Origin of the sequence: Streptomyces otsuchiensis, from assembly GCF_004305975.1 — a bacterium.
In the GTDB taxonomy this organism is placed as follows: domain Bacteria; phylum Actinomycetota; class Actinomycetes; order Streptomycetales; family Streptomycetaceae; genus Streptomyces; species Streptomyces otsuchiensis.
This window is the reverse complement of sequence record NZ_BHZI01000090.1, coordinates 1-20,100: the sequence shown is the minus strand read 5'-3', so window position 1 is coordinate 20,100 and position 20,100 is coordinate 1. Positions and strand designations below refer to the sequence as shown.

General features: G+C 73.3%; 3 protein-coding genes. All 3 read left to right on the top strand.

Going from position 1 to position 20,100, the window contains the following annotated elements; translation table 11 throughout:
* The first annotated feature begins 5 nt into the window (after positions 1 to 5).
* Positions 6 to 8,720 carry a type I polyketide synthase gene (locus tag E0D90_RS28290; RefSeq protein ID WP_265415949.1) on the top strand — a complete coding sequence of 2,905 codons (8,715 nt, stop codon included), beginning with the start codon at positions 6 to 8 and terminating at the stop codon, positions 8,718 to 8,720.
* A 400-nt stretch (positions 8,721 to 9,120) separates the two neighbouring features.
* Positions 9,121 to 18,612: a type I polyketide synthase gene (locus E0D90_RS10985; RefSeq protein WP_130797623.1), complete on the top strand. Its 9,492-nt coding sequence runs from the start codon at positions 9,121 to 9,123 to the stop codon at positions 18,610 to 18,612.
* A gap of 35 nt (positions 18,613 to 18,647) precedes the next feature.
* On the top strand, positions 18,648 to 20,100 hold a 1,453-nt coding region (locus E0D90_RS10980; protein ID WP_174856182.1), incomplete at its 3' end, for a type I polyketide synthase.

The window sequence follows — 20,100 nt, the reverse complement described above, 5'->3', positions numbered from 1 at the left end:
TGCTGGTGGGGCATTCGATCGGTGAGCTGGCCGCCGCGCATGTGGCGGGGGTGTTGTCGCTGGATGACGCGTGCGCTTTGGTGTCGGCGCGTGGTCGGTTGATGGATGCCCTGCCTGAGGGTGGGGCGATGCTGGCGGTGGAGCTGCCTGAGGGCGAGTTGGAGCTGCCGGACGGGGTGGACCTCGCGGCGGTCAACGGGCCGACTTCGGTGACGGTTTCGGGCGCGGCGGACGCGATCGGCGCGCTGGAGAAGCAGCTTCGGTCGCAGGAGGTACGGGTCAAGCGGCTGGCCGTTTCGCACGCGTTCCACTCGTCGCTGATGGAGCCGATGCTGGACGAATTCGCAGCCGTAGCAGAGGCGTTGACCTACCACGCCCCGCAGATCCCCGTTCTCACCACCGCGCCCGGTGATCTGGCCACCCCCGACTACTGGGTGGGACAGATCCGTGAGCCGGTGCGTTTCGCGGACGCGGTGCGCCGGGCTCACGACACCGGGGTGACTCGGTTCCTGGAGCTCGGTCCGGACGGGGTGTTGTCGGCGCAGACGGGGCTCTGTCTGGCTGAGCACCCCGAGGTGACCGTTCTGCCGTTGCAGCGTTCGGGCAATGAGGGCGTGGCTGCTCTGTTCACCGCGGTCGCGGGGGCCCATGTCGCCGGGGTCCGGTTCGACTGGGGCCAGGTCTTCGGCTGCCTCGGTGGCCGCGTCGTCGACCTGCCCACCTACGCCTTCCAGCGTGAGCACTTCTGGGCGGTACAGCCTTCCGCCGAAGTCGCCGACCCAGCGGACTGGCGGTACGCGGTCACCTGGCAGCCTCTGCCGGAAGCCGGGCAGCCGGTACTGCGTGGGACCTGGCAGGTACTGGCAGACCCCGATGCGCCGGACGACGAAGTGGCCACCTGGTGCGCCGAAGCGCTGGCCGCACACGGCGCGACCGTCGTCGTCGGCCGCACACCCGCTCCGGACGTCGACGGGCTGATCCTTCCGCACGACCCCCGGCCGCACTCCGCCCATCCTGAGCTCTCCCTCGGGCTGGCCGCACTGCTCGACGCGTTGCGCGGGGAGGGTGCCCCGGTATGGGTACTCACCCGAGGCGCGGTCACGACCGGTGCGGATGATTCCGCCACCGACCCGGGGGCGGCACAGCTGTGGGCGATGGGCCGCGCGGCCGCGCTGGAGAAGCCGCATCGCTGGGGCGGCGCCGTCGACCTCCCGCGGGAGCTTGACGCGGACGCCGCACGGAGACTGACGGCCGTGCTCGCCGGCACGGGTGAGGACCAGGTGGCCGTCCGTGCCGGGGGTGCCCTCGGCCGCAGACTGGCTCCGGCTCCGGCTACCGTGCGTCCGGCCGGGCCCTGGCGCCCGCGCGGCACCGTCCTGATCACCGGCGGCACCGGCGCGCTCGGCGCCCATGTCGCCCGATGGCTCGCGTCCCGTGGCGCACCGCACCTGGTGCTGGCCGGCCGGCGCGGCGCCGAAGCCCCGGGCGTGACCGACCTCGCCGCCGAACTCACCGCGGCGGGAACCGAGATCACGATCGCCGCCTGCGACGTCAGTAACCGCGCCGCACTCGACGAGCTGCTGGCGGCGCACCCGCCGAGCGCCGTGGTGCACGCCGCCGGAAGCGGTGCGTTCGCGACACTCGACGACGCCGGTGAGGCCGACATCGCCGCCGTGCTGGCCGCCAAGGTCACCGGGGCCCTCCACCTCGACGACGCCCTCCGGGACGCGGAGCTCGACGCCTTCGTGCTCTTCTCGTCGGTCTCCGGTATCTGGGGCAGCGGCAGCCAGGCCGCCTACGGGGCGGCCAACGCCGCCCTGGACGCCATCGCCGCCCGCCGCGCTGCCCGAGGTCTGCCCGCCACCTCGGTGGCGTGGGGCCCTTGGCACGGCAGCGGTATGGCCGGTGCGCAGGAGACCGCCGACTACCTGCGGCGACGCGGACTGCGCACCATGGAACCGGCGAAGGCGCTCGACGCTCTGGGCGCGGCGGTGGACGGCGGGGACGTCTCCGTGGTCGTGGCCGACGTGGAATGGACGCGCTTCATCCCCACCTTCACCGCCGCTCGGCCACAACGGCTCTTCGACGCGCTGCGCGGCGCCGCGCAGCAGGGCGGGGGAGACGAACCGGCCGGCCAGGCCGACGCGGAGGCGGGTTCCGGGTTCGCGGTCCGCCTCGCCGCTCTCGGCACCAAGGAGAGGCGGCGTGAACTGGTCGAGTTGGTGCGTACCCGTGTCGCCGTCGTCCTCGGTCACCACGACGCCGACGCCGTCGATCCCCGCAGGGCCTTCCGGGACCTCGGTTTCGACTCGCTCACCGCCGTCGAACTGCGCAACCTCCTCGCCGAAGCCACCGGCTTCAGCCTGCCCGCCACCGTCGTCTTCGACCACCCCACCCCGGCCGCGCTGGCCGACCACCTCGACGACCTCGTTCTGGACGTGGACGGCGACGGGGGCGTGGTGGCCTCCGCCGCCGCCGACGAACCCATCGCCATCGTCGGCATGGCCTGCCGCTACCCGGGAGGCGTCACCTCACCCGGCGAGTTGTGGCAGCTGGTCGCCGAGGGCCGCGACGGCATCACCGACTTCCCCGAGGACCGTGGCTGGGACACCGCAGGTCTCTACGAACCCGACGGCAGCCCCGGCACCTCCTACGTCCGCGAGGGCGGATTCCTCGGCGACATCGCCGAGTTCGACGCCCGCTTCTTCGGTATCTCACCCCGCGAGGCGGTGGCCACCGACCCGCAGCAGCGCCTGATGCTGCAGGTCGCCTGGGAGGCCCTGGAGCACGCCGGTATCGATCCCGCCGCGCTGCGCGGCAGCGACACCGCCGTGTTCGCGGGCACCAACGGGCAGGACTACCCGGTACTGCTCGTAGGAGACCCCGAAGTCAGCGAGGGACACCAGGGCGCCGGCAACGCGGCCGCCGTGCTCTCCGGCCGCGTCGCGTACACCTTCGGCTTCGAGGGACCCACTCTCACGGTGGACACCGCGTGCTCGTCGTCCCTGGTGGCGCTGCACCTGGCCGTGCGCGCGCTGCGGGCCGGCGAGTGCTCGATGGCGCTGGCGGGCGGGGTCACGGTGATGTCGACACCGACCGCCTTCGTGGAGTTCAGCCGCCAGCTCGGACTGGCGGCCGACGGCCGCTGCAAGGCGTTCGCCGCCGCCGCCGACGGCACCGGCTGGGGCGAGGGTGTCGGCATGCTCCTTGTGGAGCGGCTGTCGGACGCCCGGCGCAACGGGCACCGGGTGCTGGCTGTGGTGCGCGGCAGCGCCGTCAACTCCGACGGCGCCTCCAACGGCCTCACCGCCCCCAACGGGCCTGCCCAGCGACGCGTCATCCGCAAGGCGCTGGCCGACGCGGACCTGCGGCCTGCCGACGTCGACGTGGTGGAGGCGCACGGTACGGGCACGAAGCTGGGTGATCCGATCGAGGCGCAGGCGTTGCTGGCGACCTACGGTCAGGAGCGGACGGAGCCGCTGTACCTGGGCTCACTGAAGTCGAACATCGGGCACACCCAGGCCGCCGCCGGGGTGGCGGGTGTGATCAAGATGGTGGAGGCGATCCGCCGGGGTGTACTCCCGGGGACGCTGCATGTCGACGAGCCCACCCCTCAGGTGGACTGGTCGGCGGGTGCGGTGGAACTGCTGACCGAGGCACGCCCCTGGCCGGACACGGCCCGGCCGCGCCGGGCCGGGGTCTCGTCGTTCGGTGTCAGCGGTACCAACGCCCACGTGGTGCTGGAGGCCGTCCCGGCAGTGGAACACACGGAAAACCAAGCACCGTTGAGCGACAGCACGCCACTGCTCCCGCTGCTGCTCTCCGCCCGCACCGCAGACGCACTCCCGGCGCAGGCGGAGAAGCTGCGAGCGGCCCTCGACGAGCACCGGATCGCTGACGTGGCCCACTCCCTGGCAACGACCAGGGGAGCGCTGGAGCACCGCGCAGTGGTGCTGGCATCCGACAGCGAGACCGCGGACGCGGCACTGCGGAACCTCGGCAGCGCTGTCGTCGGACGGGCCGAGGAGGACGGTTCGCTGGCGTTGTTGTTCTCGGGGCAGGGTTCGCAGCGGTTGGGTATGGGCCGTGAGTTGTACGGGGCGTTCCCGGTGTTCGCGGATGCTTTTGATGCGGTGTGTGCGCGGGTGGAGTTGGAGCTGCCTTTGCGTGGGGTGGTGTTCGGTGAGGATGCCGCGTTGTTGGAGCGGACGGTGTTCGCTCAGGCTGGGTTGTTCGCGTTGGAGGTGGCGCTGTTCCGGTTGGTGGAGTCCTGGGGTGTGACTCCGGACGTTCTGGTGGGGCATTCGATCGGTGAGCTGGCCGCCGCGCATGTGGCCGGTGTGCTCTCGCTGGATGACGCGTGCGCTTTGGTGTCGGCGCGTGGGCGGTTGATGGACGCGCTGCCTGAGGGTGGGGCGATGCTGGCGGTGGAGCTGGCAGAGGAGGCCCTCACGCTGCCGGGCGGGGTGGACCTCGCGGCGGTCAATGGGCCCACCTCGGTGACGGTTTCCGGTGCGGCGGACGCAATCGAGGCGCTGGAGAAGCAGCTTCGGGCCCGGGAGGTACGGGTCAAGCGGCTGGCGGTCTCGCACGCGTTCCACTCCTCGCTGATGGAGCCGATGCTGGACGAATTCGCAGCCGTCGCACAGGCCTTGACGTACCAGGCTCCGCAGATCCCCGTTCTCACTACCGCTCCCGGCGACATCGCCACCCCCGAATACTGGGTGGGACAGATCCGTGAGCCCGTCCGCTTCGCCGCCGCCGTCGGCCGCCTCACCGGAGTCCGGACGGCGCTGGAGCTGGGGCCGGACGGAGTGCTGTCGGCTGCCGCCTCGGCGGTCCTGGACCAGGCCACGGCAGTGCCGGCACTCCGGCCCAGGCGCGACGAGACCGAGACGCTGCTCCGCGCCGTGGCGACCCTGTACGTGCGCGGCGTCCCGGTGGACTGGGCTCCCCTGCTCGCACCCGCCGAAGGCCGTCGCATCGAGTTGCCCACCTACGCGTTCGCCCGCGAGCGCTACTGGCCCTCGTCCTCCGCGTCGGCACGCCCCGGCGACGTGGTCTCCGCCGGACTGGGGGAGACCGGGCACCCCGTGCTCGCCGCAGGCGTGGAACTCGCCGACGAGGGCGGTCTGTTGTTCACCGGACGCATCTCCCTCCGGACACACCCGTGGCTCGCGGAACACCGGGTGCACGGCCGGATCGTGGTGCCCGGCACGGTGTTCGTCGACCTCGCGGTGCGCGCCGGCGACCAGACCGACTGCGATGTCGTGGACGAACTGGTGCTCCACGCACCTCTGGTGCTGACCGCCGAGGAGTCGGTCCAGCTCCAGGTCACCGTCGCCACCCCGGACGAGGAAGGGGCGAGGGAGATCACCGTCCACTCCCGTATGTCCGACGGCACCGGCTGGTTCGGGCAGCCGTGGACCAGGCACGCTTCCGGCACCCTGCGAGCCGCGGCCCCGGTCGCCGCGCCGGAGCTGACCTGGCCGCCGGTCGACGCGGAGGCTGTGCCGATCGACGAGCTCTACCCCGAGCTGGCCGCGGCCGGCCTGGACTACGGGCCCGTTTTCCAGGGCCTGCGCGCGGTCTGGCGAGCGGGTGAGGAACTCTGGGCCGAGGTCGAGCTGCCCGAGACCGCACACGCCGACGCCGGGCACTTCGGAATGCACCCGGCGCTGCTCGACGCCGCGCTCCACTCGCTCGCGGTAGGGGCGGTGGCGTCCGACGGTCCCGCCGGCCCCCCCGGACTGCCGTTCTCCTGGTCGCAGATCGCGCTGACCGTCTCCGGCGCCACCACGCTCCGCGTCCGTGTCTCACCGCGTGGCGCCGACGGGGTGGAGCTGCTGGCCGTCGACCCCGGTGGGCAGACCGTCGTCTCCGTGGGACGAGTCGTGCTGCGTCCCCTCGCCGAGGACGCCACGACGGATGCCGCCCCGTCGCGGCCGGTGCACCGCGTGGACTGGATTCCGCTCCCCGACGCGGCACGGACCCCTGGCACCTGGGCCGTCCTGGGCGACGACCCCTACGGCGCGGCCGACGCGCTCTCGGCCCTCGGGGCCGACTGCGTGCGCGCGTCCGACATCGCCACGGCCTCGGCCGACGCGCTGCTGGTCACCTCCGCACCGGACGACGGCGGGGACGGCGCGGAGGCGCGGGTGACCGCGATGCTGGCCACCGTCCAGGCCTTCCTGGCGCGCGAGGACGCCGGCGCCACACTCGTGGTGCTGACCCGGGGCGCTGTCGCCGCCGGGGCGGGCGACGACCTGTCCGACGTGGCGGGCGCCGCCGTGCGCGGCCTGCTGCGCAGCGTGCAGTCGGAGAACCCCGGCCGTGTGCTGCTGGTCGATGCCGACGCCGACCCGTGGACCGCGCTGCTCGGCGCGCCCGGCCTGGACGAGGCGGAACTCGCCGTCCGTGACGGCCGGTTGTACGCCGCCCGTCTGGCGTCGGTCGCGGAACGCACCCTGCGGGCCCCCGAGGGCCCGTGGCGTGTGGGTGTGGTGTCGCGGGGTGCCGTCGAGGGCGTGGGGCTGGTGCCCGCGCCTGATGCGGAAGCCGCACTGGAGGAAGGACAGGTGCGGGTCGCGGTACGTGCGGCCGGGATGAACTTCCGGGATGTGCTGAACGCGCTGGGCATGTACCCCGGAGAGGTCGAGCTGGGGGGCGAAGCCGCCGGCGTGGTCGTGGAGACCGGGCCCGGGGTGTCGCAACTGGCCGTGGGGGACCAGGTACTGGGGTTCTTCAGCGGGGCGATGGGGCCGTTGGCGGTGGCGGACGCGCGGTTGGTGGCTCCGGTTCCGGCAGGATGGTCCTTCGCCCAGGGCGCCGCGGTTCCGATCGCGTTCGTGACGGCGTACTACGGGCTGCTGGACGTGGGCGGCCTGGCGGCCGGCGAGTCGGCGCTGGTACACGCGGCCGCGGGCGGAGTCGGGATGGCCGCCGTGCAGATCGCGCGGCATGTGGGTGCCGAGGTGTACGGCACGGCCTCGCCCGGCAAGTGGGGCGCGACCGGGCTGGACGCGGGGCACCTCGCCTCCTCGCGGGACCTGGAGTTCGAGAAGGTCTTCGCCGAGCGCACGGGCGGGCGTGGCGTGGATGTGGTGCTGAACGCGTTGGCGGGTGAGTTCATCGACGCCTCGGTCCGCCTGCTGGCCGAGGGCGGCCGGTTCGTGGAGATGGGCAAGGCCGACATCCGTGATCCGGAGTCGGTGGAGGGCCGGACGTACCGCGCGTTCGACCTGAGCGAGGCGGGCCCCGAGCGGATCGGGCAGATGCTGGACGAGGTGCTGGCCCTGTTCGCACGGGGTGTGTTCACTCTGCCGCCGGTGCGGACCTTCGACGTGCGGCGGGCGCCGGAGGCGTTCCGTTTCATGAGCCAGGCACGCCATGTGGGCAAGGTCGTGCTGTCCGTACCGCGCGCGGTGGAGCCGGGCGGCACGGCGCTGATCACGGGTGGCACGGGTGCTCTGGGCGCGTTGATCGCCCGGTACCTGGTGGACCGGCGCGAGGTGGACAGGCTGCTGCTGCTCAGCCGCCGCGGCCCGGACGCCGAGGGTGCGGACACCCTCGCGGCGGAGCTTGAGGCGGCCGGAGCGCGAGTCGAGATCGTGGCCTGCGACGTCACCGATCCCGAAGCCCTGGCCGAGGTGGTGAACGGGCGACACATCAGCTCCGTCTTCCACCTCGCGGGTGTCCTCGACGACGGTGTCGCCACCGGTCTCACGCCCGACCGGATCGCACCGGTGCTGGCGCCCAAGATCACCGCGGCGCGCGCTCTGCATCAACTCATCCCCGAGGCTGAGGAGTTCGTGCTCTTCTCGTCCGTCTCCGCCACCCTGGGCACTCCTGGTCAGGCGTCGTACGCCGCGGCCAACGCCTACCTCGACGCCCTGGCCCACCACCGTCACACCAGCGGGCTGCCGGCCCTGTCCCTGGCCTGGGGACCGTGGGACGTCGGCGCGGGAATGCTGGGCGTGCTCACCGACGGCGACCGCCTGCGAGCATCCCGTTCCGGTCTGCCCGTACTCACCGCCGGTGAGGGCCTGGGCCTGCTCGACGAGGCTCTCGCCGGGCCCGACCCCGCCGTGGTGCCGGGTGCCGTCGAGGTCGGCGGGTTCGCCGGCCGCCCCGACGTACCGCACCTGCTGCGCGGCCTGGTACGGGGGCGCCGGCGCACCGCCGCCGTGGCCCGGGAGGCCGGCTTCGCCGACCGGCTGCGGGCACTGCCTCCCGCCGAGCGGGCACAGGTGCTGCTGGACCGGGTGAGGTCGGAGGCGGCCGCCGTGCTCGGCTTCGCCGGAGCGGACGCCGTCGAAAGGGACCGGGCGTTCAAGGACCTCGGTTTCGACTCGCTGACCGCCGTGGAACTGCGCAACCGGCTCGGCGCGGCCACCGGCACCCGACTGCCCGCCACCCTCGTGTTCGACTACCCGACGCCCGACGCGCTCGCCGAGCGGCTCGGGGCCGATCTGGCGCCGCCCGCTCGCGACCCGGCGGAGGCCATGATGGCTGAACTGGACCAGCTGGAGTCCATGTCGGGCGAGTTGTCCGACAGCGACCGCTCACGGCTCCGGGTCCGGATGAGCGCACTGCTCGCCCGGTGGGCCGAAGCCCCCGAGGACCGGAACGCCGCCGACGAGGACCGCGACTCCGATCTGGACTCCGCCACCGAGGAGAACATCTTCGCGCTCATCGACAACGAACTGGAGAGCCCGTGACCTGCCACCGGTGAGGGGTATTCCGCGAACGGTTCCCGGAATACCCCGCCGGGGGGGCCGGCGACGGCGTGGACCGGTCCACGCCGTCCGAGCCGCGTGGCGGGTTCACCCGACCCGGCCCCTCTTCGCGCCGGCCATTCCCGGAGGGCCGATCCGCCCTACCCCGGAAACCCGGAGCGACCTCCTGGTTCGTCCCCCCTAGGGGCGGCTAGGGGTTGTCTGTGGCTTGGAGTCGTTCGTACCCTCAGTGAGGGTTTTTTGCTGGTGGTATTGGGGCGTTTTTCGGGAACTCATAAATATTTCGGGAACCCAGAAAACCAGGCGACATGCGGCCCGTGTTATCTGTGCGAGATTCCCGGCGCGAAAAAGTGAACTGCCGGTCCGGAGAAGGTGGCATCGAGTGGCCGACAATCAGAAGTATCTCGACTACCTGAAGCGGCTCACCGCGGACCTGCGGCAGACCCGGCGTCAACTGCGGGAGGTCGAGGCGCGCGGGAGCGAGCCCGTGGCGATCGTCGGCATGGGCTGCCGCTATCCCGGGGGCGTGCATTCCCCGGAGGATCTCTGGCAGCTGGTCTCCGAGGGCCGCGACGGCATCTCCGGATTTCCCCTCGACCGCGGCTGGGACACCGCCGTGTACGACGACGACCCCGACGCCGCCGGCACCACCTACGTGCGCGAGGGCGGATTCGTCCACGACGCGGGCGAGTTCGACGCCGACCTGTTCGGTATCTCCCCCCACGAGGCCCTCGCCATGGACCCCCAGCAGCGGCTGATGCTGGAGACCTCCTGGGAAGCACTGGAACGCGCGGGCATCGACCCGCTCTCCCTGCGCGGAACCCGCACCGGCGTCTTCATCGGTTCCTCGTCGTCCGCCTACGGCACCGGCCTGCGCACCCTCCCGCAGGGCGTCGAGGGCCATCTGCTCACCGGCAGCGCACCCAGCGTCGTCTCCGGTCGCGTCGCCTACGCCCTGGGCCTCGAAGGGCTCGCGGTCACCGTGGACACGGCCTGCTCGTCGTCACTGGTCGCCACCCACCTCGCGGTGCAGGCGCTGCGCAACGGCGAGTGCGACACGGCACTCGCGGGCGGCGTCACCGTCATGATCAGCCCGGGCATCTTCACCGAGTTCAGCAGGCAGCGCGGTCTGGCGTCCGACGGCCGCTGCAAGCCGTTCTCCGCCGACGCCGACGGCACCGGCTGGTCCGAGGGCGCCGGCGTCCTCGTGCTGCGCCGCCTCTCGGACGCGCGCCGCCGCGGCGACCGGGTGCTTGCCGTGATCAAGGGGTCCGCGGTCAACCAGGACGGTGCGTCCAACGGCCTGACCGCGCCGAACGGTCCGTCACAGGAACGCGTCATCCGCGCCGCGCTGGAGAACGCCCGGCTCGCCGCCGCCGATGTCGACGTGGTCGAGGCGCACGGTACCGGTACGACCCTGGGTGACCCGATCGAGGCGCAGGCACTGCTCGCCGCCTACGGGCAGGACCGGCCGGCCGACCGGCCGCTGTGGCTGGGGTCGATCAAGTCGAACATCGGTCACGCCCAGGCCGCTTCGGGTGTGGCCGGTCTGATCAAGATGGTGATGGCCCTGCGCGGCGAGGAGCTGCCGCCCACCCTCCACGTCACCGAGCCCACCCCGCACGTCGACTGGTCCCAGGGCCAGGTCCGGCTGTTGACCGACGCGACGGCCTGGCCGCGGGACCCGGAGCGGCCCCGCCGGGTGGGCGTCTCCTCGTTCAGCATCAGCGGAACCAACGCCCACCTCGTCCTGGAGAGCGCCGACGCCACGGCCGCACCCACCGACGACCAGGACCGGGCCGGAGACCAGGCCGACGACCGGGCCGAGGACCGAGCCGACGACCGGGCCGTGGCCGCCGGCGGGCCCGCGCCGGGCATCGCCGACACCACGGTGCTGCCCTGGATACTGTCCGCCCGCACCCCCGAGGCGCTGCGGGGACAGGCCGAACGGCTGGCCGAGGTCGCCGACGGCCTCGACCCGGTGGGTGCCGCCCGCACCCTGGCGTTCTCCCGCGCGGTGCTGGAGCAGCGTGCGGTGGTGTCGGGGCCCGATCGCGCGGGTGCGTTGGTCGCGCTGGCGGCGGGTGTTCCGCATCCGGATGTGGTGCGTGGTGTGGGGCGTTCCGCGGTGGCCCCGGTGTTCGTCTTCCCGGGGCACGGGGCGCAGTGGGTGGGAATGGGCGCGGAGTTGCTGGAGCGGGAGCCGGTGTTCGCCGAGGCGATGGCGGAGTGCGGGCGGGCGCTCGCGCCGTTCACGGAGTTCTCGCTGGTGGACGTGGTGCGGGACGGTACGGGGCTGGAGCGGGCCGAGGTGGAGCAGCCCGTGCTGTGGGCGGTGATGGTCTCGCTGTCCAGGCTCTGGGCTTCGGTGGGCGTGGTGCCGTCCGCGGTGGTCGGGCATTCGCTGGGGGAGATCGCGGCGGCGGTGGTCGCGGGCGGTCTGTCGCTGGAGGACGGCGCGCGGGTGGTGGCGTTGCGGGCGCGGGTGATCGCCGAGGAGTTGGTGGGACTGGGCGGAATGGTGTCGTTGGGTGTTTCCCGTGGTGTGGCGGAGGAGTTGGTGAGTGGTTGGGACGGGCTGTCGGTGGCCGCGGTGAACGGGCCGGGTTCGACCGTTGTCTCGGGTGATGTGGCGGGCGTTGAGGGGTTGCTGGCGCATTGTGACGACGCGGGTGTCAGGGCGCGGCGGGTGGCGATCGACTACGCGTCGCACGGTGTGCAGGTGGAGCGGGTCCGGGAGCGGTTGCTGGATGCTCTCGACTCGGTTTCGCCGGTGTCTTCGGTGGTGCCGTTCTATTCGTCGGTGTCGGGGGAGCGGAAGGACACGGCGGGGCTGGACGCGGCCTACTGGTACGGGAATCTGCGGAACGCGGTGCGGTTCGGGGACGTCACCGATGTTCTGCTCGCCGAGGGGCGGACGGTGTTCCTGGAGGTCAGCGCGCACCCCGTGCTGGCAGTCGGGGTGCAGGAATGCATGGACGCCGCGGGGCGGGCCGGGGCGGTACTGGGCACGCTGCGCCGCGGTGAGGGTGGCCTGCGGCGCTGGGTGACCGCGCTGGCCGAGGCCCATGTACACGGCGTGCCCGTCGACTGGACGCGGGTGCTGCCGCAGGCCGACCCGGTCGACCTGCCCACCTACGCCTTCCAGCGCGCCCACTACTGGATGACCGACCCGCCCGAGGCGGTACAGGCCACGAGCGGCACCACGGAGACCGACCCGGACGAGGCGGACTTCTGGCAGGCCGTCGACCGGCTCGACCACGAGCAGGTGGCCGACACCCTGCGGCTGGGCTCCGGCGACGGCCTGGAGACCGTCCTGCCGGCCCTCGCCGGGTGGCGCCGGGACCGTGCCGAACACTCCATCGTCAACTCCTGGCGCTACCGCGTCGCCTGGCAGCCCGCCGACCGCTCCCCGGGCGGCACCCTCGACGGGCGCTGGCTCCTGCTGCACACCGAGGGCGTCGACAGCGGTCACGCCGAGCGCTGCGCGGAGGCGCTGCGGCAGGCGGGCGCGGAACCGGCCGTCGTCACCGTTCCCGACGACGCGCTCGACCGGTGGGGGCTCAGCGAACTCCTGCGCGAGGCCGTCGAAGGAACCGAGGGAACCGAGGGAACCGAAGGAGCCGAGGCGGCCCGACCGGTCGGCGGAGTCCTGTCGCTCCTGGCCGCCGACCGCCGGCCGCATCCCGAGGACGGTGCGGTGTCCGTCGGTCTCGGCGCGACCCTCACGGTCGTCCAGGCACTGGCCGACGCCGAGGTGACCGCCCCGCTGTGGTGCGTCACCACCGGCGCCGTCTCCACCAACCGCGCCGACCGGATCGCCGACCCGGCCGCCGCCCGTCTCTGGGGACTGGGCCAGGTGGCCGCGTTGGAGCACCCCGAGCGGTGGGGCGGACTGATCGACCTGCCCGTCGACCCCGAGTCCCGGGCGCTGGCCCGGCTGGCCGCCGTGCTCGGCGGCACCGAGGACCAGGTCGCCGTACGGCCCGAAGGCGTCTACGTGCGCCGCCTGCTGCACGCGCCGGCCGCCGACTCCCCGGCCGCGAAAGCGGCACCCGAAGCGGTGCTGATCACCGGTGGCACCGGAGCGCTGGGCGCCGAGACCGCGCGCATGCTCGCCCGCCGCGGCACCCGGAAGCTGGTGCTGTGCAGCAGGAGGGGCCCCGACGCGCCGGGCGCCGCCGAACTGGTCGCCGAGCTCGCCGATCTGGGTGCCACCGCGGTCGCCGTCGCGTGCGACGTCGCCGACCGTGACGCGCTGGCCGCCCTGCTCGCCGAACACCCGGTCACCGGAGTGGTGCACGCGGCCGGAACCGATCCGGCCATGCCGCTCGACTCCACATCCGTACCCGTCCTTGCCGACGGGCTGCGAGCCAAGTCCGTCGGCGCCGAGCACCTCGACGCGCTGCTCCCCGACGCCGAACTGTTCGTGCTGTTCTCCTCGATCGCCGGAGTGTGGGGGAGCGCCGGCCAGGCCGCCTACGCCGCGGCCAACGCCCACCTCGACGCCGTCGTCGCGGCCCGCCGGGAGGCCGGCCGGGCCGGCACCGCCATGGCCTGGGGCTCCTGGGCACAGATCGGCATGGCCGCCCGCGAGGGCGCCGACGAGTACCTGAAGCGCCGGGGCCTGCGCCCCATGCCGCCGGGGCTGTGCGTCACCGCGCTGGAGCGGGCGATCGACACCGGCGAGAGCTGCGCGGTCGTCGCGGACATCGACTGGGAACGCTTCACCCCCGCCTTCACCAGCCGTCGGCCCAGCCCGCTGCTCTCCACCCTGCCCGAGGTCACCGAGGCGCTGGGCGAGGGGCCGGCCGCCGAGGACGGAGCCTCGGCGGTACGGACCCTGCTGGCCGGGCTGCCGGAGTCGGAGTGGGCCCGTACCGTCCTCGACCTGGTCCGCCGGGAGACCGCGGCGGTCCTCGGCTACTCCGAACCGGTCGATGCCGAGCGCCCGTTCAAGGACCTCGGCGTGGACTCCCTCACCGCCGTGGCCGTCCGCAACCGGGTGGCCGGCGCCCTCGATCTGCGCCTGCCCACGACGCTGGTCTTCGACCATCCGACCCCCTCGGACGTCGCCCGCCACGTGCTCTCACTGGTCAGCGGCGACGACCGCGAGGCGGTCACGACGGCCGAGGTGTCCGACGAGCCCCTGGCGATCGTCGGCATGGCATGCCGGTATCCGGGCGGCGCCGCCTCGCCGGAGGAACTGTGGCGGCTGGTCACCGAGGGCATCGACGCGGTCGGCGGCTTCCCGTCCGACCGCGGATGGCCCACCGGCGAGGACACGGGTACCGGAGACCCCTACACCCGGGTCGGGGGCTTCGTACACACCGCCACTTCCTTCGACGCGGACCTGTTCGGCATCTCGCCGCGCGAGGCCATGGCGATGGACCCGCAGCAGCGGCTGCTGCTGGAGACCTCCTGGGAGCTGTTCGAGCGTGCCGGGCTGGGCCCGCACGCGATGCGCTCGACGTCCACCGGCGTCTTCATCGGCGCCTCACCGTCCGGCTACGGAATGGGCGTCGCCGCCCCCGGCTCCGAAGGGCACCTGCTCACCGGAATGTCGGGCGGCGTCCTGTCCGGCCGGGTGGCCTACGTCTTCGGGCTGGAGGGCCCGACGCTGACCGTGGACACCGCCTGCTCGTCGTCCCTGGTGGCGCTGCACCTCGCGGCACAGTCGCTGCGCGCCGGTGAGTGCGCCATGGCCGTCGTCGGCGGTGTCGCGGTCATGACCAGCCCCGGGGTCTTCTCCGAGTTCGCCAGGCAGGACGGTCTGGCGTCCGACGGCCGCTGCCGGGCGTTCTCCGCCGACGCGGACGGCACCGGCTGGGGCGAGGGCGTCGGGCTGCTGCTGGTGGAGCGCCTCTCCGAGGCGCGCCGCAACGGACACGAGGTACTGGCGGTGGTACGTGGCTCCGCGGTGAACTCCGACGGCGCTTCCAACGGCCTGACGGCGCCGAACGGCCCCTCCCAGCAGCGGGTGATCCGGGCGGCGCTGGCGACGGCCGGCCTGGAGCCGCACGAGGTGGACCTGGTGGAGGCGCACGGCACCGGCACGCGGCTGGGCGACCCGATCGAGGCGCAGGCGCTGCTCAACGCCTACGGGCAGGACCGGGACGCCGAACGGCCACTGTGGCTCGGGTCGTTGAAGTCCAACATCGGGCACACCCAGGCGGCGGCAGGCGTCGGCGGCATCATCAAGACGGTCATGGCGCTGCGCCACGGCGTGCTGCCCCGCACCCTGCACGTGACCGAGCCCACGCCCGAGGTGGACTGGACGGCGGGCGCGGTGGAACTGCTCACCGAGGACCGCCCGTGGCCCGAGCTGGACCGCCCGCGCCGTGCCGGGGTGTCCTCCTTCGGGATCAGCGGCACCAACGCGCACGTGCTGCTGGAGCACGCTCCCGCTCCGACACGCGCCGAACGTCCCGCACCGAGCGCGGCCCCGCCCCTGGTTCCGTGGGTGCTCTCCGCCCGCAGCGCGCAGGCGCTGCAGGAGCAGGCCGCCCGCCTGGCCGAGCGGATCACGCGGGACGACACTCTCCACCCCGTCGACGTGGCGGTCTCCCTGGCGGGCGGCCGTGCCCACCTGGAACACCGGGCCGTGGCCGTGGGACCCGACCGGGAAGCCCTGCTCACCGAAGTCTCCGACCTCGCTGACGCCGGCCACAAGACGGTCCGCGGTGTCGCCGAATCCGGCCGCCTGGCGTTGTTGTTCTCGGGGCAGGGTTCGCAGCGGCTGGGTATGGGCCGTGAGTTGTACGGGGCGTACTCGGTGTTCGCGGATGCTTTTGATGCGGTGTGTGCGCGGGTGGATCTTGAGTTGCCGTTGCGTGGGGTGGTGTTCGGTGAGGATGCGGGGTTGTTGGAGCGGACGGTGTTCGCTCAGGCGGGGTTGTTCGCGTTGGAGGTGGCGTTGTTCCGGTTGGTGGAGTCGTGGGGTGTGACTCCGGATGTGCTGGTGGGGCATTCGATCGGTGAGCTGGCTGCTGCGCATGTGGCGGGGGTGTTGTCGCTGGATGACGCGTGTGCTTTGGTGTCGGCGCGTGGTCGGTTGATGGATGCCCTGCCTGAGGGTGGGGCGATGCTGGCGGTGGAGCTGGCCGAGGATGCGCTGGAGCTGACCGACGGGGTGGACCTCGCGGCGGTCAACGGGCCCACCTCCGTGACGGTTTCCGGTGCGGCGGACGCAATCGAGGCGCTGGAGCAGCAGCTTCGGTCGCAGGGGGTACGGGTCAAGCGGCTGGCGGTCTCGCACGCGTTCCATTCCTCGCTGATGGAGCCGATGCTGGACGAATTCGCAGCCGTCGCGCAGTCGTTGACCTACCACGCCCCGCAGATCCCCGTCGTCACCACCGCTCCAGGCGACCTGGCCACCCCCGACTACTGGGTGGGACAGATCCGTGAGCCCGTCCGCTTCGCCGACGCGCTCGCCTCCCTCACCGGAGTCCGGACAGCGCTGGAGCTGGGACCGGACGGAGTACTCTCCGCCCTCGCCCAGGACCAGGTCGACAACCTGGTGGCCGTCCCCGCGCTGCGGTCGGCGCAAGGCGAGGCGCGGACGCTGCTGGGCATGATCGCCCGGGCACACGTACGGGGCACGGAGGTCGACTGGCCCGCGGTGACCGGCGCCGGCGACCGGGTCGACCTGCCCACCTACCCCTTCCAGCGCACCCGTTACTGGCCCGAGCCCCCGGCCCCGGACACGGCCGTGGCGGCGGCGCCCGCCGCCTCAGCGGCGGAGTCCCGCTTCTGGGCAGCCGTCGACAAGGGCGACGTCGACTCCCTGGCCGCCACCGCGGGTCTGGACCCGGCGGCGCTGGAGCCCCTGCTGCCGGCGCTGTCGGCCTGGCACAGCGACGCCCGCGAGCACGAGGCCGTCGGCGCCTGGCGGTACCGGATCGGCTGGACTCCCCTGGAGGAGCCGTCCGTGGCGTCCTGCGCCGGACGGTGGCTCCTGGTGGCCCCCGACGACGCCGACGCGGCGGTTGACGCCTGCCGCGCCGCGCTCACCGAACGGGAGGGTGAGGTCGATCTGCTCGTCGTCGATCCCGCCGAAACCGACGGGGAGGAGTTCGCGGACCTCCTTCGCGACTACGTGATCCCCGGTGAGCAACTCCGCGGCGTGATCTCCCTGCTCGCCCTGGACGAGAGGCCGCACCCGGACCACCCGGTGATCACCGCCGGGCTGGCCGGCACCCTCTGCCTGCTGCACGCCGTCCTCGACGCCGATCCGGGGCCGCTGTGGACCCTCACCGCGGGCGCCGTCGGCGCGGGCGAGGACGAGGCGCCGGTCAGCCCGGCGCAGGCCGCCATCTGGGGCCTGGGCCGCGTCGCGGCGCTGGAACACCCCCGCCACTGGGGCGGTCTGGTCGACCTGCCCGCCGACGGCCTCGGCGACGACACGCGCCTGGCCGCCCGGCTCGCGGCCACCCTGACCCGCACCGACGGCGAGGACCAGGTCGCGGTCCGTGCCGGGGCCGCCCTGGGACGCCGACTGCGCCACGCCGACCCCGTCCTTCCGCCTTCCGGCACCGGCTGGACACCGGACGGCACCGTTCTGGTCACCGGCGGCACCGGCGCCATCGGCGGCCATGTCGCCCGCTGGCTGGCGACCGAGGGCGCCGAGCACCTCGTCCTGATGAGCCGGCGCGGCCCCGACGCTCCGGGCGCCCGTGAACTCACCGCCGAACTCACCGGCCTCGGCTCCCGCGTCACCGTCGTCGCCTGCGACCTGCAGGACCGTGACGACGTCAGCCGGGCGCTCGACTCGCTGTCCGACGACGGCGTCACCGTCCGGACCGTCATGCACACCGCCGGCCTTGGCGTTCTGGCCCCGCTCGCCGACACCGGCGTCGCGGACCTCGCCCACCTGGTGGGCGGCAAGGTCGCCGGCGCCCGTCACCTCGACGAACTGCTCGACCCCGCAGGACTGGACGCCGTCGTCCACTTCTCCTCCATCTCCGCCATGTGGGGCGTGGGACAGCACGGGGGCTACGCCGCCGGCAACGCCTACCTCGACGCGCTCGCCCAGCGGCGCAGCCGGGAAGGCGCCCCCGTCCTCTCCGTCGCCTGGGGGCCGTGGGACGGCGGCGGCATGGTCGACCAAGCCGCTGTGGAACCGATGCTGCGCCGCGGCATCTCGCTCCTGCGGCCCGGCCCGGCCATGGTCGCGCTGCGGCAGGCGCTCGACGCCCGCGAACCGTCCACCGCCGCCGCGGAGGTCGACTGGGAACGGTTCGAACCCTCCTTCACCGCTCTGCGCCCCAGCCCGCTACTCGCGGAACTGCCCCAGGTGAGCGCCCTCCGGACCGCCGGAGCCGTGGCCGCCCCGGACACGGCCGAGGAAGGGTTCGGCGCCCGGCTGGCCGGGCTGTCCCCGGTGGAGCGCGAGCGCGCGGCGCTGGAACTGGTCCGCACCCACGCCGCCATCGCGCTCGGCCACGCGGGACCGGAGGACATCGAGCCGGAACGCACCTTCCGCGACCTGGGCACCGACTCGCTGACCGCTGTGGCGCTGCGTGACGGGCTGGCCTCCGCGACCGGCCTGACACTGCCGGCCACGCTCGTCTTCGACCAGCCGACGCCCGTCGCGCTGGCGGAGCACCTGCTGGGCCTGCTGATGCCGGAGGACGTCGTCGACGACCTGCCGTCGACGGACGAACTCGACCGGCTGGAGGCGGCGCTCGCCCGCCGTGCCGGCGACGACCTCGACCGGGTCCGCATCGTGATGCGGCTGGAGTCGCTGCTGGCCACGACACGGAACGAGACCGGTACGGACTCCGCTGACGGCACCGCCCTGGCCGACCGGCTGGGCGACGCCACGGACGACGAACTGTTCGATCTGGTCGAGAGGGATCTGGGACTCAAGTGACCGCCGCCGCTTCAAGAACCCCGCAGGAGAGCACGATGACGACCGAAGCGAGCAAGAGCCCCACCGAGCACAAGCTTCGTGACTACCTGGGCCGGGTGATCGCCGAACTGCACACCACGCGCAGGCGGTTGCGCGAGGCCGAGTCGCAGGAGCAGGAGCCCATGGCCATCGTGTCGGTGGCCTGCACCCTGCCCGGCGGTGTGCGCTCGCCCGAGGACCTCTGGCGGCTCCTCGCCTCGGGCGGCGACGCCGTCACCGCGTTCCCCGGCGACCGGGGCTGGGACGACAGCCCGCTGGTGAGCGCGGAGGGCGCGGCGGCCCCCGAGGCGTCCCAGGGCGGCTTCCTGCACGACGCGGGCATGTTCGACCCCGCCTTCTTCGGCATCAACCCGCGCGAGGCGCTGGCCATGGACCCGCAGCAGCGGCTGGTCCTGGAATCGGTCTGGGAGGCGATGGAGCGAGCCGGCATCCACCCCGGGACGCTGCGCGGCTCCCGTACGGGCGTGTTCGTCGGGACCAACGGCCAGGGCTACGGCATCAACATGCAGGCGGGCATGGCCGGAACCGAGGGCTACCAGCTCACCGGCAGCGCCACCTCCGTCCTCTCCGGCCGTATCGCCTACACGCTGGGCCTGCGGGGGCCCGCCGTCAGTGTGGACACCGCGTGCTCCTCGTCGCTGACCGCTCTGCACCTGGCCGCCCAGGCCATCCGCGCCGGTGACTGCTCCATGGCCTTCGTCGGCGGCGTCACCGTCATGCCGCACCCGGTCGCCTTCCACGAGTTCAGCCGTCAGGGCGGGTTGGCCTCCGACGGCCGTTGCAAGGCGTTCTCCGCCGACGCGGACGGCACCGGCTGGGGCGAGGGTGTCGGCGTCCTGCTCGTCGAGCGGCTCTCCGACGCCCGCCGCAACGGACACCCGGTGCTCGCCGTGGTGCGCGGCAGCGCCGTCAACCAGGACGGAGCCTCCAACGGCCTCACCGCCCCCAGCGGTCCCGCCCAGGAAGGCGTCATCCGCGCCGCGCTCGACGACGCCCGGCTGACGCCCGACCAGGTCGACGTCGTCGAGGCGCACGGCACCGGCACCACGCTGGGCGACCCCATCGAGGCGCAGGCGCTGCTGGCCACCTACGGCCGCGACCGGGAACGTCCGCTGTGGCTCGGCTCGCTGAAGTCCAACATCGGCCACACCCAGTCCGCCGCCGGGGCCGCCGGCGTGATCAAGATGGTGCTGGCGATGCACCACGGCGTGCTGCCCCGCACCCTGCACGCCGACGTCCCCACCCCGCACGTCGACTGGTCCTCCGGACGCATCGAACTGCTCACCGGCGAGCAGCCCTGGGAACCCGGTGAACACCCCCGCCGGGCGGCCGTCTCCTCCTTCGGCATCAGCGGCACCAACGCCCACGTCATCCTGGAGGAAGCCCCCGCCGACGTCCCCGCCGACGTCCCCGCCGACGCCACCGCCGAGGAGCCCGCGGACGCCCCCG